This is a genomic window from Streptomyces sp. NPDC025784 (genome assembly GCF_055558435.1).
Window position 1 is genome coordinate 227,363 of record NZ_JBVHMN010000013.1, and the last position, 24,749, is coordinate 252,111.

The window sequence follows — 24,749 nt, forward strand, 5'->3', positions numbered from 1 at the left end:
GCACAGCCGCGGCCCGGGTGAACTCCCGCGGGACATCGCGACAGGTACGCGGGACAGCACCCGCCGAGGCGGCATAGTGGCCAGGTCCGTACCCGGCACCGCAGGAGGCACGACATGCTCGGCACCGACTTCCGCACCGGCTCGCCCAACTGGATCGACCTCGGCAGCCCGGACACGGAGACGGCCGCGGCCTTCTACGCGTCGGTGTTCGGGTGGCAGTACGTGTCGGCCGGTCCCGACGCGGGCGGTTACGGGTTCTTCCAGAAGGGCGGCAGGACCGTCGGCGCCCTCGGGCGACTGACCGAGGAGGGAGCCCGACCCGCCTGGACGACGTACTTCCACAGCGACGACATCCAGGCCACCGCCCGTGACGTGGTCGCCGGCGGCGGGACCGTGCGAGTCGAGCCGGCGCACCTGGGTGAGGCGTCGTTCGCCCAGTTCACCGATCCCCAGGGCGCGGAGTTCGCCGTGCTGCAACCCGGCACGGGCGGCTTGGAGACGACGTCCGAGGACGACACCCTGGTGTGGGTGGAACTGCACGTCGGCGATCCGGAAGCCGCGATCCGCTTCTACGACGGGCTGTTCGGCTGGCGCTCCCTGGAGATGCAGGCGCCAGGTACGACCTACCGGGTGCTGAGCATCCGGGACGGCGATCAGCAGGACGGGTCCTTCGGCGGCGTGGCCCCGCTCGGGTCGGATCAGGAGGAAGCCCGCTGGGTCCCGTACTTCGCGGTGGCCGACGCCGACGCCACCGTCGCCGCGGTGCGGGAGAACGGCGGTGCGGTCCTCATGCCGGCCGCGGACGTCCCGGAGGTCGGGCGGATCGCCTGGCTGGCGGACCCGAGCCAGGCGGTGTTCGCCGTGCTGAAGCCGAACCCGCGCCAGAGCTGAACGCCGCGCGGCGTCCGCGCGACCACGTGCCGGGCAAACCCGTTCGCGCGCCCATGCCCGGCGCGCACCCATGCCCGGTCCGCCGCGTACGCCCTGCCCGGGGTTCCGCGCGGGCCGGAAGAAGTCCCGCCCATGAGCGGTGCGGCCCTGCGCCCGAAGGCCGGAGATCACACAGTGTCAGCTCCGGGACAATTGGCCTTCGCATTGGCATGGACCTGCCCATGATCACCCGTTAGGCTCTGCCGCGGCACCAGACTGAGAGCGCTCTCAGAGCTCTGTTCCACCCCCACCCAGATGGAACGACGAAGGGCAACCCCCATGAGACGCACCACCTCCACGCTCGCAGGCCTCGCCGCACTGCTCACGTTCGGCACCTGCGTCACCACGGGCACCCTGCCCGCCTCGGCGAGCGACTCCCCGATACGCGGCCGGTCGGCCGAGGCCCCCGCCTCCGCCGCTCTCCTCTCGGCCATGCAGCGGGATCTGCACCTGTCGAAGGCCGAGGCCACCGCACGGCTGGCCGCCGAGCAGCGCGCCACCGCCGTGGAACCGAAGGCCCGTCGCGCCGCGCAGACCTCCTTCGGCGGCTCCTGGTTCGACGCCGCCGACGGTCGGCTGACCGTCGGCGTCACCTCCGACGCGTCCCCCGCGACGCGACGGGCGATACAGGCCACCGGAGCGACCGTCCGCACCGTGGCACACACCGCGCGGCAGCTCGACGCCACCAAAGCGCGCGTCGACGAGTTGTCCGCCCCGGCGGGCGTCAGCAGCTGGCACGTCGACCCGAAGGCCGGCACCGTGATCGTGAACATCACCCCGAGCGCGCGGGATGACAACGATGTCCAGCGCTTCCTCGCACAGGCGCGCAAGGCCGGCCCCGTGACCGTCGAGGAGACCGCGGGCGCCCCGCGAACCCTCGCCGCGGGGACGGTGGGCGGCGACCCGTACTACACCGGCAACGTCCGCTGCTCCATCGGCTTCTCCGTGTACGGCGGGTTCGTCACCGCGGGACACTGCGGACAGCCCGGGGCGGGCGTCAGCGGCTGGGACAGGTCCTACATAGGCAACTTCCAGGGCTCGTCGTTCCCGGACAACGACTACGCCTGGGTCAACGTCGGCAGCGGCTGGTGGACGGTCCCCGTCGTCCTCGGCTGGGGAACGGTCTCCGACCAGCTCGTGCGCGGTTCGGCGGAGGCCCCCGTCGGCGCCTCCATCTGCCGCTCGGGCTCGACCTCCCACTGGCACTGCGGCACGGTGCTCGCCAAGAACGAGACCGTCAACTACAGCCAGGGGGCGGTCCATCAGATGACCAAGACCAACGTCTGCGCCGAACCCGGCGACTCCGGGGGCTCGTTCATCAGTGGTGACCAGGCCCAGGGGGTCACCTCCGGCGGCTGGGGCAACTGCTCCAGCGGGGGCGAGACCTGGTTCCAGCCCGTCAACGAGATCCTCAACCGGTACGGTCTGACGCTCCACACGGCCTGACCTCCCCGCGAGGCGGCGGGCCCTGCCGGCTCTCCACGGCAGGGCCCGCCGCACTGTGCGAGGCCCCATCTCGATGCCTCGCACGGTGCCCGCAGCGGCGACGGCCGGGTCGGCAGGTGAACGGGCCCGTGAGCTCAGTCCGTCGGGACGACCGGGCCGGTCAGGGGCAGAACCACCTGGCACGGCACCTTGCGGGGGTGCGACGGGTCGAGCGCGTTGAGGACGTGCGTGAGAGTGACCGGATCGTAAGGCGCCTCCAGGTGGTCCGTGCCGTCCAGGAGGCAGGTGTCCTGGACTTCGATGTTCTTCACCGACGCGCCGGGGCCGGCGGTCAGATACGCGTTGGTGTACGGGGTGACGACCTCGTCGAACCTGGTCGCGACGACTGTGTAGTCCACGCCGGGCACGGTGTCCCCGCCCGCGTCGAGCCGGCGGTTGAAGTCCGAGCCGACCTCCTGCTCCACGAGCGCTGGATAGTCGTCGTCCAGCAGGTCGTTCATCGGCTCCAGCGCGTGCAGTGCGCGCCCGAGTTCAGTCAGGCCGTCCAGCGTGGTGCCGTGGTTGGAAGGGTTGATGCCGATGAGCTTGTCGACCTTGCCCGCGGCACCGGGGAAGTTCTTCAGGTAGTAGCGGGGTACGGGTCCGCCGCCCTGTGAGTGGCCCACGATGTCCACCTCGGCGGCACCCGTCGCCGCCCGGACCCGGTCCACGAACGCCGCGAGGGCGCCGGCGCTGTCCGCCATGTGACCGACGGCCTGGACCGGGGCGGTGGGAGAGGATCCGCCATGGTTGAAGGCGAAGACGCAGTAACCGTTGTTGGCGAGCAGCGGGGACGCTCCGCGCCAGATGTCGTTCATGTTCTCCAGCGTGCCGTGCACCAGGACGACCGGTTCGGGGTGCCGGGCGGTCGGCCGGCAGTTCCAGTCGTTCGCGCCGGGGGGCGCCTCACCGGCCTTGAAAAAGCCTTTCAGGAACCCGGCGGCGAAGCTGTATTCGACGTCCTGAGGATCATCTGCCGCATAGCCTGTGCCGCTGCTCGCGGCGAAGAGTCCGGTCGCCGCGGTGACAGCGACCAGGGCACTGCGGAATGCCTTGCGTCTCATTTCCAGTACCGTCCCATGTTCTGGAATTGCGGTGCGGTCGGAAGCGAAAGTAGGAGGGGCGGGAATGGCTGGCAACGGACGCCGCGGATACCTGGTCCGGTCACTCAGGACGGTGTCACCTCTGAAGTGCAAGGGCCGGGAAACCACTCACTCAAGTGCGCGCTTCAGGCACGACCAGGCTGACGAGCTGCGGGAAACCCCTGAGGACAGATCAACTAACAGTGTTAGTTGATCTTTGCCAAATCTCTTGACCCGTCGGTAACTTAGGCTCATAATCCGCAGGATGACAACGACCGGGAGGGCCGCGGCCAGGGCGGGACCCGGCACCGGCGGGGAGCCGCACGGTGGACCGTGGGTCTCTCTTCCACGACGCCTCGGCGCCGAACTCCAGAAAGAGAACCGCACAGTCGCGGCCGAAATAATTCACGAGATCAGATCTCAGATTCCCCAGTTCTCCCGTCCACTGTCCGGGCAATTCGGGGCCTCGATCCAGCAGGGCGTGGAGACCGCTCTCGCGGAATTCGCCGACCGGGTGACCGCGGCGGGCGGTCCGCTGGAGGCCGCCCGTACCCCCGTCTACCGCGCGCTCGGGCGGGGAGAACTGGTCGAGGGCCGCAGCCTCGACGCGCTCCAGGCCGCCTACCGGCTCGGCGCGCGTGTCGCCTGGCGCCGGTACGCGCGTGTCGCCCGCCGGCTGGCCCTCGGCACCGAGGCGGTCGCCCTGCTCGCCGATGCCGTCTTCACGCACATCGACGAGATCGCCGCGGTCTCGGTCCAGGCCTACGCGGACGCCCAGGCGGACGCCGCCGGGACCGCGGGGCGCCGCCGGCACCGGCTCCTGATCCTGCTCACCGGCGGCAGCGGTCCCGACCTCGAGACCCTGCGCCGTGCGGCGGCCGACGCCGACTGGCCCCTGCCCGACACGGTCGCCGCCGTCGCGCTCGGCCCCATGCCCGAGCCCGGCCGCGGAACGCCTCCCGCCGCCGTCGCGCCGAAGTACGGGGCCGGAGCCGGGGACATGACGGTGCCGGGTCGCGTCGCATCAGCGTCCGCTGACGGCCCGTCGACGGCGTTCCGTCGGCATCGTCTGCCCGAGCCGGTGCTCGCCGACCTCGAAGGGACCTCCCCCTGTCTGGTCGTCCCGACCCCGCATCTCCTCTTCGCCGACCCGCGCCTTCAGCATCTGCTGCGGGAGACCGGGGCCGTGGTCGGCCCCGCGGTACCCCCGTCCCAGGCCGCGGACTCCCTGCGCTGGGCCCGCACCCTGCGCAAGGCGGGCGCCGCGCCGGCGCCGGGCGCCGCGCCGGTCACCGCACCCTCCCTCACCGAACTGCTGCTTCTGGCGGATCCCGCCCTGGTACGGCTGATGGCCGCCCGCCGGCTCGAGCCCCTGGCGTCCCTCACCTCCAAGCAGCGCGACCGGCTCGCCTCCACCCTGCTGGCCTGCCTCCAGACCCCGCACGGCACCGCGCCGGAGATCGCCGCGCGCCTCGGGATCCATCCCCAGACCGCCCGGCAACGTCTCCATCAGGTGCACCGTCTGTTCGGTGACGCCCTCGCCGACCCCGACGCCCGCTTCGAGATCGAGACCGCGCTCCGGGCCGTGCTCGGCCGCGGCGCGCCGGACCCTGACGGCGGCTGAGAACACGGGCCCTCTCACGGACGGTCGGAGACGGCGTCCCGCAGATCCCTGGCGGTCAGCAGGGAGATGAGCTCGATGTCCTCGGCGGCAAGGGCATCGGTCCCGCCCTGCTCACGGTCGATCACGCACAGGGCCGCGCCGACCTCCGCGCCCAGGGCTCGCAGGTCAGCGGTCGACAGCACGATCTGTCCGCCGCTGGTGACGACGTCCTCGACCACCAGCACCTTGCGCCCGACCACCTCCGCGCCCTCGGCGAGACGGCAAGTGCCGTACGGCTTGGCCTGCTTGCGGACGAACGCGCACGGCAGTCCCGTGTGCCGGCCCAGCGCGGTCACGACGGGGATACCGCCCATCTCCAGCCCGGCCAGCACCTCCGTGCCGGCCGGCACCAGGGAGGCCATCGCGCGGGCCGTCTCGTCGAGGAGCACCGGGTCGCCCTCGAAGCGGTACTTGTCGAAGTACTCCGCAGTGGTGCGGCCCGAGCGCAGAGTGAACCGCCCGGTCAGGTGGGAGACGGCATGGATACGGCGAGCAAGATCAGAGAGTGTGGTCACAGGGTCTCAGTCTCCCAGACCTCGCCGCCGGGCCTTCCCGGGGGTGAACACATCCGACCTGGCCGTCCTGTTGACGGCGCGACGGCTCGGGCCCGGCCGCTCCGCGCACCCCGCTCGTCACGGTGCGCGGGTGTTCGTGGCCGTGCGCGCGTTCACGGCCACGCGTACGCGTTCGTCGTGATGGGCGCGGAGCGGCGACCCTCAGCGGACGCGCGCCACGCCGGCGTAGATGCCGCTCCCTTCGGGCGACGGCGACGGGATGCTCTTGAACCACTCCGGGGCCGTCACCAGGCCCGGGTCGACGAGGTCCAGGCCGTCGAAGAACCGGTCGACCTCGGGGCGGGTGCGGAAGCCGAGCCGGATACCGCCCTTCGCGTACTCGGCGGTGACCTGTTCCGCGAGCTCCGGGTAGAGGTCCGACGCCGCGTGGGAGAGCACCAGGTGGCTGCCGGACGGCAGGGCGGCGAGCAGCTCGCTCACGATGTCGTACGGGTCCTGGTCGTCGGGGATGAAGTGCATCAGCGCGATCAGCGACAGGGCGATGGGGCGCTCGAAGTCGAGTACGCCCCGGGCGTGTTCGAGTATCTCGCGCGGCTTGCGGACGTCCGCCTGGATGTAGTCGGTGGCCCCCTCCGGGCGGCTGACCAGCAGGGCCTCCGCGTGCCGCAGCACGATCGGGTCGTTGTCCGTGTAGACGACCTTCGCGGTCGGCGTGAGTCGCTGGACTATCTGGTGGAGGTTGGGCTCGGTGGGGATGCCCGTGCCGATGTCGAGGAACTGGTCGATGCCCTGTCCGGCGAGCCAGGCGGCGGCCCGGTGCATGAACTCGCGGTTCTGCCGGGCCGCGTCGCGCGCCTCGGCCGGGAGCTTCTCGGCCACCGCCTCGTCGACGGGGTAATTGTCCTTGCCGCCCAGAAGCCAGTCGTACACCCTCGCGGGGTGTGCCTTGCTCGTGTCGATCTGCTGGGGGCTGGGGGTGCCGGTCGTCATGGCGGACTCCGTCGCGCGAGGTGACCTGGGGTGCTGACGATCACCGAGTCTCGCACATCATGTCGCCTTGCGGAGCACGGGAGTTGGCGCGCCCGACAGCGAGACCTCGACCCGTTGGCGGGCGCGACAGCCAAGCCTCGCCCCAAGGACGCACCGGCACACCGGCATCGATGCCGACGCCCTTCGGGTCTCAGTCGTCCGTCGGCCTGGGGCGCCAGTCCGTGGCCCAGGCGTCGAGCGGCGCGAGCCGTTCGAGCAGGGCCGTGCCCTGTCCGGTGAGCACATAGCCCTCACCCGTGTGCTCGACGAGGTCCGCCTCCGCGAGCTCACGGAGCCTGTCCGCCAGGACACTTGACGACACCCCGTCGCAACGCTGCTGGAGCTGCCGGAAGGTCGGCGCGGAGCCGTCCCGCAGCTCCCACAGGACGCGCAGCACCCAGCGCCGCCCCAGGAGGTCGAGCAGCGCCATGACCGGGCGCCCGGTGTGTGAGCCGCGGACCCGTCGGCCGGGCAGCGGGGTCGGTCGCGTCATCTGCTTCCCTTTCCGAAGCGCCGACACTAGCATCCCGCCATGCCTCTGAATTCGAAGCAACCGCGCATCGAACCCCTCGCGCCGCCGTACGACGAGGAGACCGCGGCGGCCCTCGATGCCCTCGGGCCGCCGATCCAGTTGTTCCGGGTCTGGGCCCGGCGCCCCGGACTCGCCCGTGGCGTCGCGGGCTGGGGCAGCTACTACTTCTCCCGGCGCTCCGCCCTCACCGTCCGCCGTCGCGAGCTGGTCATCGACCGGACGACCGCGCTGTGCGGCGCCGACTACGAATGGGGCGTCCACGTGGCCGCGTTCGCCGGGAAGGCGGGGCTCGACGCGGAGCAGCTCGCGTCGCTGGCCTCCGGGATGCCGGCCGACGACTGCTGGGACGCGGACGACCGGGCCGTGCTGGAGGCGGTCGACGAGCTCCACCGGACGTACGACCTCTGCGACCGGGCCTGGGCGTCACTGGTCGCGGTCGCCGGCGAGGGCGCGGCACTCGAAGTCGTCCTGATCTGCGGGTGGTACCACGCCGTCTCGTTCGCGGTCCGGGCCCTGCGGCTGCCTCTTGAGCCCGGCACCGGGCCGATCGGTGCGCCGTGACGGTCCCGTCGGCCCACGGCGGCGCCGCCGCTGTGGCGGGAGGTCGTGCCGGGCCGACCGCGTGAGTGTCGCGCTGATGGCGCCCGCGCCGTCCGTGGCGCCCGTCGTGTCCTCCGGACCGGCGTGGCACGACCTGGCGCCACCGCGTCGACGCCAGGTCGTGCCACGCCGGTCGCCCGCCTTCGCCGGTGCGGCCCGCGCCCCGCTCCGCCGCGCCCCGGTCCGGCTACCGGCCCGAGTGGCGCAGCACCGCGCGCGCCGCCCGGCCACCGGAGGCCAGGGCGCCCTGCACGGAGCCGGTGGCCCGATGGTCGCCGCACACGTAACGGCCGGAGCCGACACGGGTCGTGCGGGTGAGCGGCTGCGGGGGCGGCATCGCGGGCAGGGCGTCCGCGATCGTACGGACCGCCACCCGGCTCCACCCCGCCGTGTCCGTGTCGTACGCCTCGGCCAGCGCCTCGCGCACCGTGTCCTCGCGGCCCGGCATGTCCTCGCCGAGGACGGATGTGACGACCAGAGCGGCTCCTCGGGGCGCGTATCCGGGCACCACTTCGCTGAGGACGCACGTATTGACGAACCGGCGCCGCGCGTCGGTCATCAGGGTCGGCTCGGTGAGCGGTGGCTTCGGGACCGCGTGGTAGTACGACGTGACGGTGCGGTAGGCCGGGACCGGCAGGTCCGGCAGCAGCCGGACGGCCGGGCCGGGCCCCGTCGCCACCACGACGGCAGGGGCGGCGGTCTCGGTGCCGTCGGCGCCCAGCACCCCGTCTTCGGTCAGGCGTCGGACGGGGTGGCCGAGGCGGAGGGTGCCCGGCGGCAGGGAGGCCGCCAGCTGGGCCGGGACGGCGCCGACACCCGCGGCGGGCAGGCACAGCGTGCCGCGCAGCATGCTGCGCCACACGAGGTGGAAGACCCGGCTGGACGTCTCCAGTTCGTCCTCCAGGAAGACACCCGACAGGAAGGGCCGCAGGGCGTCTTCGACGAACGTCCCGGACAGACCACAGGCGTTGAGGGCGTGGCGCGTCGTGTGCTCCTTGCCGCGTTTCAACGCGCCTGCCGGCACGAGCGCGTCGCGGGCCGACAACCTGCCCAGAGCGAGCAGGTCGCGCGGACCGGCGCCGTGCCCGGACAGCAGTCCCGCGGCGTGCCGGGGCCGACGGCTGGGGTCGCTGAAGCGGATGCGTCCCCGGTCGGTGTGCGCGAGGAACCCCGGTGTGAAGGGGCGCAGTCGCAGAGGGCGGAGCTCCAGACGTCGTTTGACCTGCGGGTAGGCCGTGTTGAACACCTGGAAGCCCCGGTCCACCACGAAACCGTCGACGCGGTCGGAGCGCATCCGCCCGCCGACCCCGTCCGAGGCTTCGAGGACGCGCACCTTCATCCCGGCGGCGCTCAGGTCGCTCGCACACGCGAGTCCCGCCAGGCCGGCGCCGACCACGACGACGTCCGCTTCATCAGTGGGCATTGCCCTGTCCTTTCGTGCCGGGGAACGGCCGCCGGGCCGTCGCACGGTGCGGCGCCGGTCGGCCGGCGCGGGCCTGCGTGCGGATGGCCTGCCAGACGCGGGGTGGCGGAGCCTGCAGCGGGTCGTACGGGCGCGAGTTCCTGCCCGCGGCCACGACGCGCCGGAAGTGCGCGAGCCGGCTCCGGCACGGCGCGCAGCCGGCGAGGTGGTGCGCGTCCGACGGGCGTGGTGCCTCCCCGCCGTCGAGGGCGTGCTGCGCCAGGTCGGCGGGATGCAGGTGAGGACCCTGCCGAGGTTCGCTCATCGGTCACACCTCCGCGGGCGATCGGCGCCGCCGTGCACACGGCGCGGACTGCGGACGACGCACTCTCTTCCCCGCGACGCGGCCTCTTCGGATGCACCTGGCGCGGGAGGGCCGGGCATAACCGTCGACGCAACTCGCATCGATGGTGCGTCGGTACTACGGGCAGTCACCCGCGCGTACGGGGTCCGGCGGCCGCTCGAAGCCCGCATCGGCGTCCTGAAGCCTGCGGCCGAGCCGGTGCAGCCCGCGCCGGGCGTGACTCTTGACCGTGCCGAGCGGCCAGCCGGTGAGCCGGGCGATCTGGGTCTGTGTGAGGTCGTCGTAGAAGGCGAGGCTGAGCACACGTCGCTGCGGTGCGGGCAGTCGGGCCAGTTCGACGCCTATGACGACGCGGTCCACCACGGCGTCCGGCCGGGGCGGGCCGTCGTGGGTGTCAAGCGACAGCTTCGCGCCGGCCGCCGCGACGAGTTCGGAGCGCCGGGTACGGGCAGAGAGCGCGTCGGCGATCTTGCGCCGGGTGATGCCCACCAACCAGGCCGACAGCGCGCCGCGTTGGGGCGAGTAGCCGCCGCGACCGCGCCAGGCCGCCAGGAACACCACCTGGGTGACGTCCTCGGCCTCGCGCGCGTCTCCCAGGGATCGCCTCGCGAGCGTGTACACCAGCGAGCCCCATCGTTGGTACATGGCCGTCAGGCAGGCCTCGTCCCCTCGCCGGAATCCTTCGGCGAGCTGCTCGTCGGCGAGTGACTCCTCCACCGGCGCCCACAGCGACATGTCGTCGCGGGAGTGCTCGCGGGTCTGGATGGTGGTCATGACGACTGCTCCTAGCGCCGTGGAAGACCGTCTCCTCACGGGATCGGCGTTTCTCCCGGTGGAAGCGGCGGACCGTGCGTTCGCCGTGCCGTCCCCCGGATACCGGGGTGCGCCGGTCGCTCCGGGCGACGTCACGCTCCCACCATGCGGCGCAGGAATGCATCGATACAACTTGCATCGAGTCTGCATCGATATCATGTCGCAGCGGTCTCTCCACGAGACGGGTCCTGATGCCTCCTCCTGGGTGACACCTGCATCCACGGCGGTGGTCCGCGCCGAAGGGAGGGTGTCCACCCGCACCGGCGATGTCCGCCGGTGCGTCCGAGAGGGAAGAGGCCCATGGTCCGAGTCGAGCGCGCCGTCCTCCTTGGCCATCCGCTGCCCGATGCCGTGCGCTGGCTCGCGGACTTCTCCCACGCCGTGGCCTGGGATCCCGGCACCGTCAGCTGCGAGCGGGTCGGGAGCGGCCCGGTCGCCAAGGGCGCCGAGTGGCTCAACGTGTCGGAATTCCGCGGCCGCCGCACCGAACTCCGTTACCGGCTCGTGCGGCACCAGCACGATCGTCTGACCTTCGTGGGGCGCAACAGGACCGCGACGTCGACGGACGACATGCTCTTCCAGAGCCGGGGCGAGCGGACGCTGCTCGTCTACCGGGCCCGCATCGATTTCCACGGCTGGGTCCGGCCGGCCGGCCCCCTGCTGAAGCGGGAGTTCGAGCGGATCGGCAACGAAGTGTCCCGACAACTGCCCCAGGCCCTGGACCAGCACTTCGGCCCCGGCGTCCGGCTGGACTGAGGGGACTCGCCATGGAGGTGAACGCCCACTGGGCGGCGGAACCCGCCGACGCGGGTGTGACGACCGGATTCCTGGCGCGCAAACTGGGTGTCTCCCCCATGACGCTACGGTCCTGGGACCGCCGGTACGGGCTGGGTCCGGCCGTACGGACGGACGGACGGCATCGTCGCTGGTCCCCGGACGACGTCCGCATGGTGCAGGAGATGTGCCGACTGACGACAGCGGGCGTGCCGCCCGCGGAGGCCGCCCGCACGGCCAAGCGACATGCCCGTGCCCACGGCACACCGACGACCGACCCGCTCGGCGCGTCCCCCGTGGCGACGGACGGGCCCGCGATCACGGCCTCCACGCCCACCCCGCGTCCCGAGGACGAGGCCCTGGACAGCGAACCGATCGCCGGGAACGCGCGCAGGGAATGCCGGGGTCTGGCCTCCGCCGCCGTCCGGCTGGACGGCGCGGCAGTGCAGCGGCACCTGACCGGCGCCGTACGCGCCCACGGCCTGGCCGTGGCCTGGGAAGAGGTGATGATGCCCGCCCTGCACGCGGTCGGGCGCAAGTGGCAGGCTTCGGACGACCGTCATGTCGAGGTCGAGCACCTGTTGTCCTGGCACGTCTCCGCCACCCTGCGCCATGCGTATGTGACCGCGGCCGCGGCCCGGGAAACCCGCCAGGATGTCTCCCCCGTCCTCCTCGGGTGTCTCCCGGGCGAACCGCACACCCTGCCGATCGAGGCGCTCGGCGCCGCCCTGGCGGAGCAGGGCGCGGCCGCCCTGCTGCTGGGCGGCGACGTCCCGGCGGAGGCGTTCCTCGCGGCCGTCCATCGCGTGAGTCCTCTCGCCGTGGTCCTGTGGTCCCAGTCCCGCTCCACCGCGAGCCTCCCGCTGGCACGTCACATCGCCGCCGAACGGTGGGGAGTTCAAGGCGCCCGGACCCGCACCACGGTGCTGTTGTGCGGGCCCGGTTGGGACCGGCGGACCGAACCCGGGCTGCTGCGGCCGCACGGGCTGCGCGACGCCGTTCGCATGATCGGCTCGCTCGGAGCCGAGCAGCCGAACTGAGCTTCCCGTGACCGGCGGAACGGTCGTCGGCCACGGGAAGCCCCCGTCTCCTGCGGGTCTGTCGCTACTGGTACTCGACGGTCAGTGTGGCCCGGGTGTCCTTGTTGACGAAGAGGTACGCGGTCGAGGCGGGGTTCGATTCGAAGCGGAGGCGCACCTGGGTGGTGCCCGTCCGGTCGATCGCGGCGAGTCCCGCCGCCGACAGGTCGGTGGAGGACCTGCTGCCGGACGAGAAGGATCCGACGACGGCGGCGCCGGGCGCGGTGGCGGTGGCCGCCCAGTCCGAGGCCTCGACGGAACATCCGCCGAGGCAGCCCCTGTTCACGTCGACGAGCAGCCGGTTGCCCGCGGGACTGGACCAGGGGTCCCCCGCGCCACTGCTCCAGGTGAGCGTCACGTACGCGCGGGTGATCTGCTTGCCGGCGGGGATCTGCGAGGTGTCGAAGGACAGGACCGTCCGGTTGTGCTTGCCGTCGCTGCCGCGGCCGACGGCGAGACCGTACGTGCTCTCCAGCGTGCCGACGGCCGCGCCCGAACCGTCGGCGGCGGCCTTCACGTAGCCGTCCCGGGAGTCGACGCTCGCCGCCGTCACCGTGTTCTGCACCGGTGGCGGGGTGCTGCCGGTGAGCGCCTTCACCATCGCCATGATCGTCTCGATCTGCTTCCCGCCGTGCCGTGCGTAGGCGGAGTCTCCGAGGTATCCCCACCAGTTCCAGCAGCCGTTGGGGTTGTCCAGAGTGGTGGTCGCGACCGCCTGCGGATACAGCACGATCAGGTTGTTCGTGTCGGCGTACTCGTCGAGGTACGCCTTGTCGATGAACTGGCTGCCGAAGCCCTGGTACGAGTAGCCCTGCTTGCAGCCGTGCAGGGCCACGACCAGCTTGCAGGCCGCGCCGCCCGCGCAGGCCGTCGGCACGTAGACGAAGCCCTTGTCGTCCATCGAGAGGGCCTTGGCGGCACCGCCCGGCGCGTACTTGTTCTGGTCGAACTGGATGAGGGTGCCGCCGGGGCTGCCGCTCGGTGCGGCGACGGAGCCGAGCAGGTGGCCGAGCAGGTCGTGCTCGGCGTCGATCCCGCAGTTGTTGATCCACGGACTCTGCGTGACGGTGCAGGAGTTCGGGCCGAGCGGGCTGATCCAGGCGTGTCCCGCTGCCGTACTCCTGTCGTAGCGGACCTGGGCACCGAACCGGCCGTAGTAGGCGGCGAGCGCGTCGGCCACCGGACGCTTGACGGTCGTGTCGCCGGAGCCGCTGAACACGTAGACCGGGTCGCCCGACAGGTCGGCCACGGGGTCGACGAGGCCTTGCGCCGACCAGTCGCGCGTCGTCTGCTCCAGCCTGTCGAGCTGAAGGTCCTGCAGGGTGTCCATGCAGGCGTTCAAGGCCTTGTTGAGGTCGTTCTGCGCGCAGTCGTACGGCCCCGCGGCGAAGACCGCCGAGCCGTTGAACGTCCCCGAGTACGCCACATGGAGCTGGGTGGCCATGTATCCCCCGGAGGAGACCCCCGCGCTGTACACGGCGTCGACGTCGTAGGGCTTGAGGTCCCCCGGCACCGGAGCGGGCGCGGCGGCGGCCACGTCGGTCGCCGTGGGCAGCACGAGGACCGCTGCGACGAGCGACAGCAGGACGATCAGCCGGCGGAATCGGGCAGCTGGCGACGCTCTCATGGGCACTCCGTCGCGTGTGAGTCGCGGTGGATGGGTGTCCGGGAGGTTAAGTCCGGCTGCAGGGGCCGGATATGGGGGCGGAACCCACAAGAGCGCGTTCGCCTATGGGTGTAGTCGTTTGCGTGTGTGCGCATGCGGCGGCGTTGCGGAGGGCACACGGCTTCGAAGCCCGCCTCGTGCGTGACATGGAGCGGGACCGTCTCCCGATTGCGACTGGATGGCCCGTGGAACTGAACCCCCCGCCGTTCGACGGCGAGCTCGAAGGCCTGGCCGGCGCGCTGGCACAGCACATGAACAGCGCGTTGTCGCCGGGTGAGCTGGTCTCGCTGCGTGCCGAGCAGGTTCCTCTGATGCCGACGAACGAGGACCTCGCCCGCGACGGTGCCTTCCACGTCGAGGAACGGACCGTCCCGGGGCCGGTCGGGGCACCTGGCGTCCGCCTCCTCGTGTGCCGCCCGTCGGGTGCCCGAGGAGCTCTTCCGGTGCTGTTCCATCTGCACGGCGGCGGCTTGATCATGGGCAGCAATCGCCTCGGGGTGGACTCGCTGCTGCCCTCGGCGGCGGAACTCGGACTCGCCGTGGTGTCCGTGGAGTACCGGCTGGCACCGGAGCACCCGTACCCGGCGGCCCTCGACGACTGCTTCGCCGCGCTGAAGTGGCTCGCCGGACACGCCGAGGACATCGCGATCGATCCCGAACGCATCGTCGTGACCGGAGTCAGTGGAGGCGGCGGGCTCGCCGCGGCCCTGTGTCTGCTCACCCGGGACCGCGGGGGCCCGCGGCCCCTGGGGCAGGTGCTTCTCTGCCCGATGCTCGACGACCGCAACGACAGCCCCTCCGCCCGCCAGATGGAAGGGCGGGGAATCTGGGACAGGGGCTCCAACGGCACCGCCTGGCGGCACTTCCTGGGCGTTCTGCACGGCAGCGACGACGTTCCCGGCTACGCGGCTCCGGCACGGGCGGAGGATCTTTCCGGCCTCCCCCCGGCGTTCCTGGACGTGGGTTCGGCGGAGACCTTCCGCGACGAGGTGGTCGCCCACGCCTCGCGCATCTGGCAGGCCGGAGGAGTGGCCGAACTGCACGTGTGGCCGGGGGGCTTCCACGGATTCGACTTCGCCGCTCCGCAGGCGGCCGTCTCACGCGAGGCGCGCGCGGCGAGACTGCGCTGGCTGCGCCGTCTCCTCTCCGCCGATTCCGCCGATTCCGCCGACTCCCCCGCCGAGTCCGGCCCCGTACCCGAAGGCCACCGGCGCTGAGCCCCCGTCCGGCACACCCACCGCGCCACGGCGACGCACACCGTCCGCGCGGGCCCCTCGCCGGAGCGCGGGGCTGCCCGACAGGACAGCCCCGCGACGGGGTGAACAGACCGAACGGGAACGGCTATTGGAAGTCGCACCCGGGGTTCGCCGAGTCCTCCGAGAAGGGGGCGCCGTGCGGCAGGACGTAGAGGACTTCGAGGACGACGTCCGTGGTTCCCAGGTTCCTGCCGATGTGCACGTTGCCTGGGCCCGCCGGCTCCTTCAGCGCGCTGCCTCTGGGGTAGACACCGTCCGACGTGCACGTGGCGTCGAAATGGGACAGCGTTCCCTGCCTGACGTACCCGTAGAGGACGCCGTCGTGATAGTGCCATCCGGTCGCCTGACCGGGCGGTATGGTCACCTCCCGCAGGATGTAGTCGGTGCCGCCGACCGTGGTCCGGGAGATGACCCGGCCGGTGACCCCGGGGCCCGCAGGTGTCGCCTGCGCGGCGGGGGCCAGCGCCGAGACGGCGGTGATCAGTGATCCGGCGACGGCCAGTCGAGCCAGTGCGTGCGTCACGCAGGTCCTCCTCGTAGAAACTCACCGCCTCGCCACGCGGTCGGGGCCACCGACGAATGCGTCCCCGGGGCCGCGAGGCGCTGCGGCCGGCATCCTCCGTACCACCGGCCCTGCCGCAACTCGCCCGCGACTGAGCCGACTTGGCCCATTCTGGCCGTGCGCGGTCCAGTGCGGCCACCGGTTCCGGGATGCGTGCGGGCCCGTTCCGGATGCGTGCCCGGAGTTCCGCGCGAGCCGGCCCGGCCCGGGTCAGCGGGCCATCAGGTCCCGCAGGGCCTTCGCGATGTCGCCGGGTGCCTCCTCGGCCATGAAGTGACCGCACGACACGGTGGAGTGCCGCAGGTCCGCTGCCCAGGCACCCCACAGTGCGGCGGCCTCGTACCCGAGGGCCGCGCCCCAGTCCTGCTGAAGCACCGACACCGGCATGGTGAGTTGCTTCCCGCTCGCACGGTCCGCCCGGTCGTGCTCGACGTCGATGCCCGCCGAGGCGCGGTAGTCGGCGACGATGGACGGGACGGCGCCACGGCACGCCTCCAGGTAGACGTCGCGAACGCCGGGCGGCACAGCGTCGGGGGCCTTGGTCCAGGCGTCGAGGAAGTGGCCGAAGAAGGCGTCGGCGCTGGCCGCGATCATTCGCTCGGGCAGGCCGGCCGGCTGGGCCATCAGGTAGAGGTGGAAGCCCACGGCCGCCGAGGTGCCGTGGAGTGCCTCCCACATGTCCAGGGTCGGCAGGACGTCCAGACAGGCCAGGTGGGTGACGACGTCGGGGTGGTCGAGTCCGGCCCGGAACGCGACGAGAGCACCGCGGTCGTGCCCGGCGAGGGCGAAGCGTTCGTGGCCGAGGGCGCGGGCCAGCGCGACGACGTCGTGGGCCATGGTGCGCTTCGCGTACGTGTCCGGGCTCTCCTCCCGGGGTTTGTCGCTGTCGCCGTAGCCGCGCAGGTCGGGGCAGATGACCGTATGGTCGGCGGCGAGGTCCGCGGCGACGTGCCGCCACATCAGGTGGGTCTGCGGGAAACCGTGCAGCAGCACGACCGGTGGGCCGCTCCCGCCCACCGCGACGTGCAGTTCCACGCCGTCGTCCACCCGCACGCGCTGGTGGTCGAATCCGGTCATGGTGTGTGCCATGGCGCTTCTCCTCGGTCCGTCGGCGATCGCCGTTCCTGCCGCCTGAGGTGGTCCCCGGCGGCCGACGGGATCCAGGCTGCGGGGCGCGGATCAGCAACGGATGAACGCTTGTAGGTTGGACGGGTCGACGCGTGGGAGAAGCGGCAGGTGGAAGGGACGGGCAGCGGCGGTGAGGGTGCGGTTCGGGGTGCTCGGGGCGGTGACCGCCTGGGACGAGGCCGGTGACCCGCTGCCGCTCAGAGGACCGCGACACCGCGCGGTCCTGGGCCGGCTGATCGTCGCCCGCCGACGGGTGGTGCCCGTCTCCCGGCTGGTGGAGGACCTGTGGGAGGACCCCCCGGCCGACGCGGTGGGCACGGTACGTACGTTCGTCGGCGACCTGCGTCGAGCCGTCGAACCGGACCGGGCGCCCAGAACACCGTCCCGGCTGCTGGTCACGGAGGGGCCCGGATACGCCCTGCGGGCGGCCAAGGACGACGTCGACGCGTGGCGGTTCGAGCAGGTGCTGGACGCCCTGGGCGACGCCGGGCCCGCGCAGGTGGCGGACCTGCTCGCCGAGGCGCTGACCTGGTGGCGCGGCCCCGCCTTCGCGGACTTCGGCGACGAACGCTGGCTGCGCGCCGAGCGGTCCCGGCTCACCGAACTGCGGCTGCACGCCGTCGAGCGCATGGCACAGGCGCGCATCACCCTGGGTGCGGCGGCCGAGGCGGTGCCCGACCTGGACGCGCATGCCACGGAGCATCCGTGGCGCGAGGAGGCGTGGCGTCTGCTGGCGCTGGCGCTCTACCAATCCGGCCGTCAGGCCGACGCGCTGACCGTGCTGCGGCGGGCGCGCGGCATGCTGCGCGAGCGTCTGGGCGTGGACCCGGGGCCTCGGCTGCGCCGGCTGGAGGAGGACGTGCTGCGGCACGCGGATCATCTGGATCCGGACGCGGCGCAGACCGTGGACGGGGTGTGGGCCCGGGCCACGGCGGCCTACGAGAGTGCCGTGGCGGCGCGGGCACGGACCAGACTGGAGTCGACGGCGGGGCTGATGCGGGACCTCGCCGTCACGGGCGGGGGCGGCCTGGAGGCGGCGCGGCAGCACCGGGTCGCGGCGGTGGCGGCCGCGGAACAGCTGGGCGACCCCGAGCTGACGGCACGGGTCATCGGTGTCTACGACGTACCGGCGATCTGGACGCGTTGCGACGACCCGGAGCAGGCTCGACGGCTGGTGGGAGCGGCGGAACGGACCCTGCGGTCACTGCCCGCGGAGGGGCACGACGCCGCGCGCTGCCGGCTGCTGGCGACGGTAGCCGTGGAATCGCGGGGCACGCTGCCGCCGGAGGAACCGGCGTCGGGTGAGCACGCGTGGCCGGTGCGGGCGGCCCGGCAGGCGGAGGAGATCGCGCGTCGTCTCGGGGATCCGTCCCTGCTCGGCTTCGCGTTGAACGGCGTGTTCATGCAGTCGTTCCGGCGAGCCGGACTGGCGGCGCGACGCGACACGGTCGGGGCGGAGCTCGTGGCACTCTCGGCACGGCACGATCTGGTCAGGTACGAGGTGCTGGGGCATCTGATCCGCCTCCAGTCACGGTGCGCGCTGGCGGACCTCGCCGGGGCCGGCCGTCACGCGGACGCGGCGGACGAGCTGGCCGCACGGCACGAACTGCCGCTGGTGTCGGTCTTCACCACCTGGTTCCGCGCGCTGAGGGTCGCGGCGACGGGGCCGCCGACTGCCGCCCTGGACGCCTACCGGCGGGCGGCCGAGTCGCTGCGCGGGGCCGGGATGCCCGGCCTGAGCCGCGGTCTGCTGCCGCTGGCGCTGATGAGCGTGCGGGTGCGGCACGGGCTGCCCCTCACGGGAGACGGTGACGTCGACACGGGTCCGTACGAGCCTTGGATGCGTCCCGCGCTCCTGGTGGACGAGGGGCGTGCCGAGGAGGCGCGCGATGCCCTGCGGTGTCTGACCTCACCGCCGCGTGACCTGATGTTCGAAGCGCTGTGGTGCCTCGTGGCGCGGGCCGCCGTCGCCGTGGGCGACCGGGGCGTGATGGAGCGGGCGCGGGCGCACCTGCTGCCGGCGGCCGCCGAGGAGGCGGCGGGCAGCGGCCTGCTCACCCTGGGCCCGGTGGCGAGCCGGCTGGAGGAGCTCGACGCGGCGCTGCGCTGACGTGGCGACACGGCCGGGATCCGCAGACGTGGCGACACGGCCGGGATCCGCAGACGTGGCGACGCGGCCGGGATCCGTCGCCCGGTCGCCTCAGCCGGCGGCCAGCGGATGATCGGGGGCCAGGACCGCGGCGATGCGTTCGGCCACGACCTGGGCGGTGTTCTTGTCGGCCGGCGTCTTGGGCCCCTGGGTCGTCGACACGGCGATGGACAACTGCCGGTCCGGCAGATACGCCTGGACGGCGGCATAGCCGGAGAACGAGGGGTTCTGCATGATCCAGCCGTTCAGCACGACGACCCCGAATCCGAAGTGATGCGCTTCGGTCATCGTGACGCAGACGGTGGCGGGACAGCCGGACGTGGCACGGCCGAGGCCCACGGTCCCCGGGTCGAGTTGGGTCCGGAAGGCGTCGCGGGAGAGCAGTTCGCCCGTCCCGATGGCCTTCGCGGAACGGGCCAGGTCGCAGATGTCGGAGGTGATGACGGCGCCGGGGGCCGTGGTCCATGACGGATTCCAGAAGGTGGACTCCTCATAGGGGCCGCGCTCGGATGTGAAGGCGTGCAGGACCGGGGTGGCGATGTCGGGGGTGAAGCTGTTGCTGGTCTCGTGGAGCCCGAGGGGGCCCATGACGCGCTCGTCGAGCAGTTTGTCGAGCCGGGTACCGGTGATCTTCTCCAGCGCGGCTCCGAGCAGGACGAAATTGGCGTGCGAATAGCTCCAGTTGGTGCCCGGCTCGTACCACAGCGGGTGGCCGGTGGAGTAGTCGAGGAGCTGCTGGGGGGTCCAGTGACGGAACGGAGCCGCTTCGAGCGCGGTGACGAACCTGGGGTCGGTCACGTAGTCGTGCAGGCCCGAGGTGCTGCTGCCCAGCATCCGGAGGGTGATCTTGTCGCCGTGCGGTGCTCGGGGCAGCCACCGTGACACCGGATCGTCGAGGCCGGCCTTGCCCTCGTCGACGAGTTGCAGCAGGACGGTGGCCATGTAGGCGATGCCCACCGAGCCGGACCGGAAGCGCATGTCGGGCTGTGCCGGGACGCCGGTCATGGACGCTCCGACGGCCTTGGTGACGACGTCCTTGCCGCCCGAAGTCACGCTCAGGACGACGGAGTTCAGGTCCAGGTCGCGTTCGGCCCGTTCGGCGACGTCCAGGACCTGGCGGCCCCGGCCCTGCGACGGCTCCGGGGAGTTGACGCAGGAGGACCGCCCGGCGGCGGCCGCGGTCACCGCTGCGGCCGGGGCCGGGAGTATCGCGGCGACCAGGGCGGCGGTGCACAGCAGCGCCGTACGCGTACGCATCATGGCTGCGCCCATCGATGACCGAAGAACGGCCGAATCATCATAAATCTCTTCGAGGCGGGCTACCCGCCGGAAGGGATCCGGCGGCCTCGCCAGGCCCGGATGCGGGGGCAGGCCGGTGACGGCCGCCCCCTGGGAGCCGCCGTCACCGGCCGGGCAGCCGCTCCGTGATCTCCTGGAGGACCCAGCCGTTGCCGTCGGGGTCGGTGAACGAGGCGAAGGAACCGTAGCTGGCACGCTCGGAGTCCGGCCCGGGCACCCGGCCGGTCTCGCCCGCCTGATGGAAGATCCCGGTCTCGTCGTGGAAGGGGCCGGTCACCTCCACGCCTCGGCCGGTGAGTTCCTCATGAGCCTTCTCGATGTCGGAGACGATCAGGTAGAGGCCCTGGGCCGAGCCGGGTTCCGCGTCGGTGATGCCCTCTCCGAAGATGACGGAGCACGCGGAGCCGGGGGGCGTCACCTGCACGACCCGGTAACCGTCCTTGACAGGCAGGTCCGCGTCGAGGCGACCGCCCAGCTGACGCGTGTAGAAGTCCTTGGCCCGGTCGACGTCGGAGACGGGCAGTACGACGACTTCGAGTTTCAAGTCCATGGCTGTGGTCTCGCTTTCGGGGCTCTGCCGGTGGAGGGCACCGCCGACGGTGGGGACGACCGGCCGGGTGAGGGCACCACGGGAATCCCCTACCAATGAGCTCCAAAATACGCTAGATACGTCAATTATCCGATTTGACACCCGACAGGGTGACGCCGACATGCTCGCGAGGTCGTCCCGCACACGGCGACACCACGCTCACGAAGTCGCCTCGGCCGCGATGTCGGCGCGTTCCCCGGCGAGGCTGACCGAGTACGCGGCCCTGCGGCCGTCGTGCCGGACCACCCGGACGGGACGGCCGAAGCAGGCCGTCATCCACGGCGCGGTCAGTACGCCGCCGACCGGACCGCCCACCAGGATCCGGCCCTCACGCAGGAGCAGCGCGTGACCGACCGCCGGGAACAGCTCCTCCAGATGGTGAGTGACCGTCACGGTCGCCAGGTCCGGACGGCTTTCGGCCAGGCGCTGCATCGCCTCGACGAGGTCCTCGCGCGAGGGCAGGTCCAGCGCGTTGAACGGCTCGTCGAGCAGCAGCAGGGGCGGTGCGGGCATCAGCGCCCTGGCGATCAGGATGCGCGCCCGCTGTCCGCCGGAGCACACCGCGTAGGGCCGGTGGGCGAGCTCCTTGACCCCGAGTTCCGCAAGGAGCGCGTCGGCACGGTCGCGCACCTCGTCGTCGTACGTGCGCCACAGCGGCTGGACCGTGCCGCTGTGGCCGGTGAGGACGACGGTGCGGGCGTCGACGTCCTTCGGCACAGCCTGAGCCGAGCTCACCTGGCCGATGCGGGTGCGCAGTTCGCGTACGTCGACCCGGCCGAGGCGGCAGCCCAGTACTTCGACGCTTCCGGTCGTGGGGTGCATCTGGGCGCCGAGCAGCTTCAGCAGCGTCGTCTTGCCCGCGCCGTTGGCACCGAGCAGCGCCCAGTGCTCTCCGGCGCGTACGGTCCAGTCGATCTCCGAGAGGATCACCTGCCCGTTCGTCTGGCGGCGGACGCCGACGTCCTTCAGGGCGACGACGACGCCCCGGCCCTCGGAGGTTCGCCCTGCCGTCGTCTCGGCCATGCCTGGCCTCCCACCGGCGCTCGGAACACCACCCGCACATTAGATGTACTGAACACCGTGTTGCCGGGGGTGTCCGCCTCTTGGACATCGGCCCACCCCTCGCCTCCGAGCGGGCCGTCACACGGTGACGGTCTTGTACTCGATGTACTGGGCCAGTCCGACGGCGCCGTACTCGCGGCCGATCCCGCTGGCCTTGAAGCCGCCGAACGGCCCGTCGAAGCCGATGGACGCGCCGTTCACGGTGACGGTGCCGGTCCGGATGCGGCGGGCGACATCGAGGGCGTGGGCCTCGTCCGCGGACCACACGCCGCCCGACAGGCCGTACTCGGAGTCGTTGGCGATGCGTACGGCCTCCTCCTCGTCGTCGTAGGCGATGACCACGAGGACGGGGCCGAAGATCTCCTCCTGCGCGATCCGCATCGTGTTGTCGACGTCGGCGAACACGGTCGGGGTGACGTAGTTGCCGCCCTCGAGTCCGGGCGGGACCTGGGAGCCGCCGGTGACGACCCGGGCGCCTTCCCGGATGCCGAGCTCGATGTAGTCGCGCACACGCTGCTGTTGATCGGGGCGCACCATCGGGCCGATAAACGTGTCGGGGTCGCCCGGGTCGCCGACCTTCAGGGACTCCACGAGATCCTTCAGGGCGGCGACGACCTCCTCGTAGCGGCCGCGCGGCGCGAGGATGCGGGTGTGCGCGATGCAGGACTCGCCGTTGTTGAGCAGGGAGGCGAACTTCAGCCCCTGGACCGCCTTGTCGAGGTCGGCATCGGGCAGGATGACGGCGGCGGACTTACCGCCCAGTTCCAGGCTGACCCGCTTGAGCTGCTCGCCCCCGATCGACGCGATCCTGCGGCCGGCGCGCGTCGAGCCGGTGAACGCGATCTTGTCCACGTCGCGGTGCGACACCAGGTACTCACTGGTCTCACGGTCGGCGGGAAGCACACTGATCACGCCTTCGGGCAGTCCTGCCTCCTGGAGCAGTTCGGCCAGGAACCCCATGCTCAGGGAGTTCTCCGGGGAGACCTTGAGGACGACCGTGTTGCCCGCGAGAAGCGCCGGGATGATCTTGGCGTTGGCGGCGGAGAACGGCGAGTTCCACGGAATGACGGCGGCGACGACCCCGACGGCTTCGCGGCGCAGCAGGCTGCGCACGGGCGAGGCGGGGTCGCTGGGCGCGAGAGCCTCCTCCCAGTCCAGCTCCTCCGCCGCCTTGAAGTAGGCATTGGCCTGCCGCGAGAGCCCGGCCTGCCCGGCGAGCGTGAACCACCGGGCCGAACCGTTCTCCGCGGAGATGAGCTCGGCGATCTTCTCCGCATGAGCCTCGCGCAGCGCGTTGTACCGACGCAGGACGGCGATGCGGTCCGCGGGTGCCGTGCGCGGCCAGGGGCCGGCGTCGAAAGCGGCACGGGCGGCCGCCACCGCGCGGTCCACGTCGGCGGGCTGGGCCTGAGCCGCACGGCCGATCACGGTCCGGTCGTGCGGGGACTGGATGTCGAGCAGCTCCGCACCGCTCGGCGCGACCCATGAACCTCCGACGAAGAGCTGGTCGTACGTGATCATCTGAGATCCCTCTGCATGAGTTCGATGGACTCTCTCGAGCCTTAAATGTCACTGCACCGTAGCACTTACTCCAGTGACAGCTACATTCATGCGCCAGTATGTGACACAGGAGTCACGGTGACGACTAAACTGAGGAGGTGAGAGCCGACGCAGCACGCAACCTGGAAACCGTCCTGACGACCGGCGCGCGCATGCTCGCGGCCGATCCGGCCGCGAGCATCGCGGCCATCGCCGCGGAGGCCGGCGTGGACCGCCGGACCGTCTACCGGCGCTTCGCCTCGCGCGAAGCGCTCCTGGCCGCCATCTACGAGGCCCGCCTCAACGCCATCGAAGAGGCCGTCGAGGCCGCCCGGCTGCGCGAGGCCCCTGTCGCCGTGGCGCTGCACCGGTACGTGGAGGGCATCATCACGGTCAACCGCAAGTGGCCCGTCGAGCTGACCCGGATGCGAGCCGAGGAGTCCATCCGCGAACGCCGCAACCGCGTGATCCGGGAGGTCGACGTCTTTCTGCGACGCGCCACCGACGAGGGACTGCTCCGCTCCGGCCTGCCCACGGGTTGGGCGAGCGCCCTGCTGCCACAGCTGATGCACCTGGCCTCACAGCAGCTGCCGCACCTCAGCGACGCCCAGGCGGCCGACCATGTCGTCGACACCCTGCTGCACGGCGTCGGCACCGCTTGACCCCGTCGCCGGACACGAAGGGGTCCGAAGGTCCGGCGCACGCCCACTCCGTCACCATCTTGACAGGTGACGCCTCGACTGCGAGCATCGTCACCAGTTCAAGCGGTATCGCGGACGGAACCTCCTGAGCAACGATGGAGGATGCCGCCGACGTTCCCGCCGGCTGCGAGCAAACCGTTCACGGCGGCCGACCCGTCCGCCCGGATGGGCCCGCCGGGGCCCGGTCGAGGAGAGCAGATGTCACGCAAGGAAGTGGCCGTGGACACCGCCGCCGAAGCGGCTCGCCGCGCACGCTTCGGCGCATTGCCGGAGCGCATCCGCCTGGAGGACACGGTCGAGGAGCGGCCGGCCTCGGCGCCGGACCCGGCGAAGGACGCCTTCAACTACGACGAATGGCTCGTGCGCACGTGCCTGTGAGGCCCCCGGCCGGTATCCGGCGGGGATGAGCGCACGACGGCGAGGCGCGGTGATACCCGGGTATCCCCGCCGCGCCCTCGTATTCCCCGCGCACAGGTGTCGCCGCGCCCCGGAGATGGGTGGGAATGACCGGCCGCCCCACCCCCGAAAAA

The 24,749-nt window shown here is 71.9% G+C and carries 24 protein-coding genes; 10 read left to right on the plus strand and 14 right to left on the minus strand.

Going from position 1 to position 24,749, the window contains the following annotated elements; genetic code table 11:
- The first annotated feature begins 114 nt into the window (after positions 1 to 114).
- Together ACZ4IF_RS28075 and ACZ4IF_RS28080 are read left to right on the plus strand one after the other, a co-directional pair.
- Positions 115 to 891, plus strand: coding sequence for a VOC family protein (locus tag ACZ4IF_RS28075; protein WP_467567667.1), 777 nt, complete (start codon positions 115 to 117; stop codon positions 889 to 891).
- A gap of 318 nt (positions 892 to 1,209) precedes the next feature.
- Positions 1,210 to 2,376, plus strand: coding sequence for a S1 family peptidase (locus tag ACZ4IF_RS28080; protein WP_467567669.1), 1,167 nt, complete (start codon positions 1,210 to 1,212; stop codon positions 2,374 to 2,376).
- 134 nt (positions 2,377 to 2,510) lie between these two features.
- Here ACZ4IF_RS28080 and ACZ4IF_RS28085 read toward each other — a convergent pair whose 3' ends face one another.
- Positions 2,511 to 3,479, minus strand: coding sequence for an esterase/lipase family protein (locus ACZ4IF_RS28085; RefSeq protein WP_467567671.1), 969 nt, complete (start codon positions 3,477 to 3,479; stop codon positions 2,511 to 2,513).
- Positions 3,480 to 3,762: 283 nt separating this feature from the next.
- Here ACZ4IF_RS28085 and ACZ4IF_RS28090 point away from each other — a divergent pair, with 283 nt between their 5' ends.
- Positions 3,763 to 5,121 carry a PucR-like N-terminal domain-containing protein gene (locus ACZ4IF_RS28090; protein WP_467567673.1) on the plus strand — a complete coding sequence of 453 codons (1,359 nt, stop codon included), beginning with the start codon at positions 3,763 to 3,765 and terminating at the stop codon, positions 5,119 to 5,121.
- 14 nt (positions 5,122 to 5,135) lie between these two features.
- Here the strand turns inward: ACZ4IF_RS28090 and pyrE are convergent, their stop codons facing one another.
- The 3 genes from pyrE to ACZ4IF_RS28105 all read right to left on the minus strand — a co-directional run bounded on the left by pyrE (position 5,136) and on the right by ACZ4IF_RS28105 (position 7,197).
- Complete coding sequence (pyrE, locus tag ACZ4IF_RS28095) at positions 5,136 to 5,675, minus strand: orotate phosphoribosyltransferase (protein WP_467567675.1); 540 nt, start codon at positions 5,673 to 5,675, stop codon at positions 5,136 to 5,138.
- 201 nt (positions 5,676 to 5,876) lie between these two features.
- Positions 5,877 to 6,665, minus strand: coding sequence for an SAM-dependent methyltransferase (locus ACZ4IF_RS28100; protein WP_467567677.1), 789 nt, complete (start codon positions 6,663 to 6,665; stop codon positions 5,877 to 5,879).
- A gap of 190 nt (positions 6,666 to 6,855) precedes the next feature.
- A complete protein-coding gene (locus ACZ4IF_RS28105) occupies positions 6,856 to 7,197 on the minus strand; it encodes a winged helix-turn-helix transcriptional regulator (RefSeq protein WP_467567679.1) in 342 nt (113 codons plus the stop codon).
- A gap of 39 nt (positions 7,198 to 7,236) precedes the next feature.
- Between ACZ4IF_RS28105 and ACZ4IF_RS28110 the strand changes: the two genes are divergently transcribed.
- On the plus strand, positions 7,237 to 7,797 hold the full coding sequence (locus ACZ4IF_RS28110) for a carboxymuconolactone decarboxylase family protein (RefSeq protein WP_467567681.1): 561 nt from the start codon (positions 7,237 to 7,239) through the stop codon (positions 7,795 to 7,797).
- A gap of 226 nt (positions 7,798 to 8,023) precedes the next feature.
- Here ACZ4IF_RS28110 and ACZ4IF_RS28115 read toward each other — a convergent pair whose 3' ends face one another.
- From ACZ4IF_RS28115 to ACZ4IF_RS28125, 3 genes are all read right to left on the minus strand, one after another.
- A complete protein-coding gene (locus ACZ4IF_RS28115) occupies positions 8,024 to 9,259 on the minus strand; it encodes an NAD(P)/FAD-dependent oxidoreductase (RefSeq protein WP_467567683.1) in 1,236 nt (411 codons plus the stop codon).
- On the minus strand, positions 9,249 to 9,563 hold the full coding sequence (locus ACZ4IF_RS28120) for a hypothetical protein (protein WP_467567685.1): 315 nt from the start codon (positions 9,561 to 9,563) through the stop codon (positions 9,249 to 9,251). The genes ACZ4IF_RS28115 and ACZ4IF_RS28120 overlap by 11 nt, the downstream gene beginning before the upstream one ends.
- A 156-nt stretch (positions 9,564 to 9,719) precedes the next feature.
- Entirely contained in the window at positions 9,720 to 10,376 is a 657-nt protein-coding gene (locus ACZ4IF_RS28125) for a sigma-70 family RNA polymerase sigma factor (protein WP_467567687.1), read from the minus strand.
- Between the two features lie 339 nt (positions 10,377 to 10,715).
- Between ACZ4IF_RS28125 and ACZ4IF_RS28130 the strand changes: the two genes are divergently transcribed.
- The gene (locus ACZ4IF_RS28130) at positions 10,716 to 11,171 is read left to right on the plus strand and encodes an SRPBCC family protein (RefSeq protein ID WP_467567689.1); all 456 of its coding nucleotides are present in this window, start codon (positions 10,716 to 10,718) and stop codon (positions 11,169 to 11,171) included.
- A gap of 11 nt (positions 11,172 to 11,182) precedes the next feature.
- Positions 11,183 to 12,229, plus strand: a complete 1,047-nt coding sequence (locus ACZ4IF_RS28135; RefSeq protein WP_467567691.1) for a MerR family transcriptional regulator — start codon at positions 11,183 to 11,185, stop codon at positions 12,227 to 12,229.
- A 64-nt stretch (positions 12,230 to 12,293) separates the two neighbouring features.
- Here the strand turns inward: ACZ4IF_RS28135 and ACZ4IF_RS28140 are convergent, their stop codons facing one another.
- Entirely contained in the window at positions 12,294 to 13,895 is a 1,602-nt protein-coding gene (locus ACZ4IF_RS28140) for an extracellular catalytic domain type 2 short-chain-length polyhydroxyalkanoate depolymerase (protein ID WP_467567693.1), read from the minus strand.
- 224 nt (positions 13,896 to 14,119) lie between these two features.
- On the opposite strand from ACZ4IF_RS28140, the gene ACZ4IF_RS28145 reads away from it, so the two are divergent.
- A complete protein-coding gene (locus ACZ4IF_RS28145; protein WP_467567695.1) occupies positions 14,120 to 15,151 on the plus strand; it encodes an alpha/beta hydrolase in 1,032 nt (343 codons plus the stop codon).
- A gap of 124 nt (positions 15,152 to 15,275) precedes the next feature.
- On the opposite strand, the gene ACZ4IF_RS28150 is transcribed toward ACZ4IF_RS28145, so the two are convergent.
- Positions 15,276 to 15,713, minus strand: a complete 438-nt coding sequence (locus ACZ4IF_RS28150; RefSeq protein ID WP_467567697.1) for a cupin domain-containing protein — start codon at positions 15,711 to 15,713, stop codon at positions 15,276 to 15,278.
- Between the two features lie 249 nt (positions 15,714 to 15,962).
- Positions 15,963 to 16,841, minus strand: a complete 879-nt coding sequence (locus ACZ4IF_RS28155) for an alpha/beta fold hydrolase (protein WP_467567699.1) — start codon at positions 16,839 to 16,841, stop codon at positions 15,963 to 15,965.
- Between the two features lie 169 nt (positions 16,842 to 17,010).
- On the opposite strand from ACZ4IF_RS28155, the gene ACZ4IF_RS28160 reads away from it, so the two are divergent.
- Positions 17,011 to 18,990 (plus strand): AfsR/SARP family transcriptional regulator, encoded by a 1,980-nt coding sequence (locus ACZ4IF_RS28160; protein ID WP_467567701.1) that lies wholly within the window; start codon positions 17,011 to 17,013, stop codon positions 18,988 to 18,990.
- A gap of 90 nt (positions 18,991 to 19,080) precedes the next feature.
- On the opposite strand, the gene ACZ4IF_RS28165 is transcribed toward ACZ4IF_RS28160, so the two are convergent.
- The 4 genes from ACZ4IF_RS28165 to ACZ4IF_RS28180 all read right to left on the minus strand — a co-directional run bounded on the left by ACZ4IF_RS28165 (position 19,081) and on the right by ACZ4IF_RS28180 (position 23,500).
- Entirely contained in the window at positions 19,081 to 20,289 is a 1,209-nt protein-coding gene (locus tag ACZ4IF_RS28165) for a serine hydrolase domain-containing protein (RefSeq protein WP_467567703.1), read from the minus strand.
- 142 nt (positions 20,290 to 20,431) lie between these two features.
- Entirely contained in the window at positions 20,432 to 20,878 is a 447-nt protein-coding gene (locus tag ACZ4IF_RS28170) for a VOC family protein (RefSeq protein WP_467567705.1), read from the minus strand.
- 198 nt (positions 20,879 to 21,076) lie between these two features.
- Positions 21,077 to 21,940 (minus strand): ABC transporter ATP-binding protein, encoded by an 864-nt coding sequence (locus ACZ4IF_RS28175; RefSeq protein WP_467567707.1) that lies wholly within the window; start codon positions 21,938 to 21,940, stop codon positions 21,077 to 21,079.
- A gap of 117 nt (positions 21,941 to 22,057) precedes the next feature.
- Positions 22,058 to 23,500 carry an aldehyde dehydrogenase gene (locus ACZ4IF_RS28180; RefSeq protein WP_467567709.1) on the minus strand — a complete coding sequence of 481 codons (1,443 nt, stop codon included), beginning with the start codon at positions 23,498 to 23,500 and terminating at the stop codon, positions 22,058 to 22,060.
- A gap of 191 nt (positions 23,501 to 23,691) precedes the next feature.
- Here ACZ4IF_RS28180 and ACZ4IF_RS28185 point away from each other — a divergent pair, with 191 nt between their 5' ends.
- Together ACZ4IF_RS28185 and ACZ4IF_RS28190 are read left to right on the plus strand one after the other, a co-directional pair.
- The gene (locus tag ACZ4IF_RS28185) at positions 23,692 to 24,180 is read left to right on the plus strand and encodes a TetR/AcrR family transcriptional regulator (protein WP_467567783.1); all 489 of its coding nucleotides are present in this window, start codon (positions 23,692 to 23,694) and stop codon (positions 24,178 to 24,180) included.
- Positions 24,181 to 24,417: 237 nt separating this feature from the next.
- Positions 24,418 to 24,597 carry a hypothetical protein gene (locus ACZ4IF_RS28190; RefSeq protein ID WP_467567711.1) on the plus strand — a complete coding sequence of 60 codons (180 nt, stop codon included), beginning with the start codon at positions 24,418 to 24,420 and terminating at the stop codon, positions 24,595 to 24,597.
- Positions 24,598 to 24,749 lie beyond the last annotated feature (152 nt).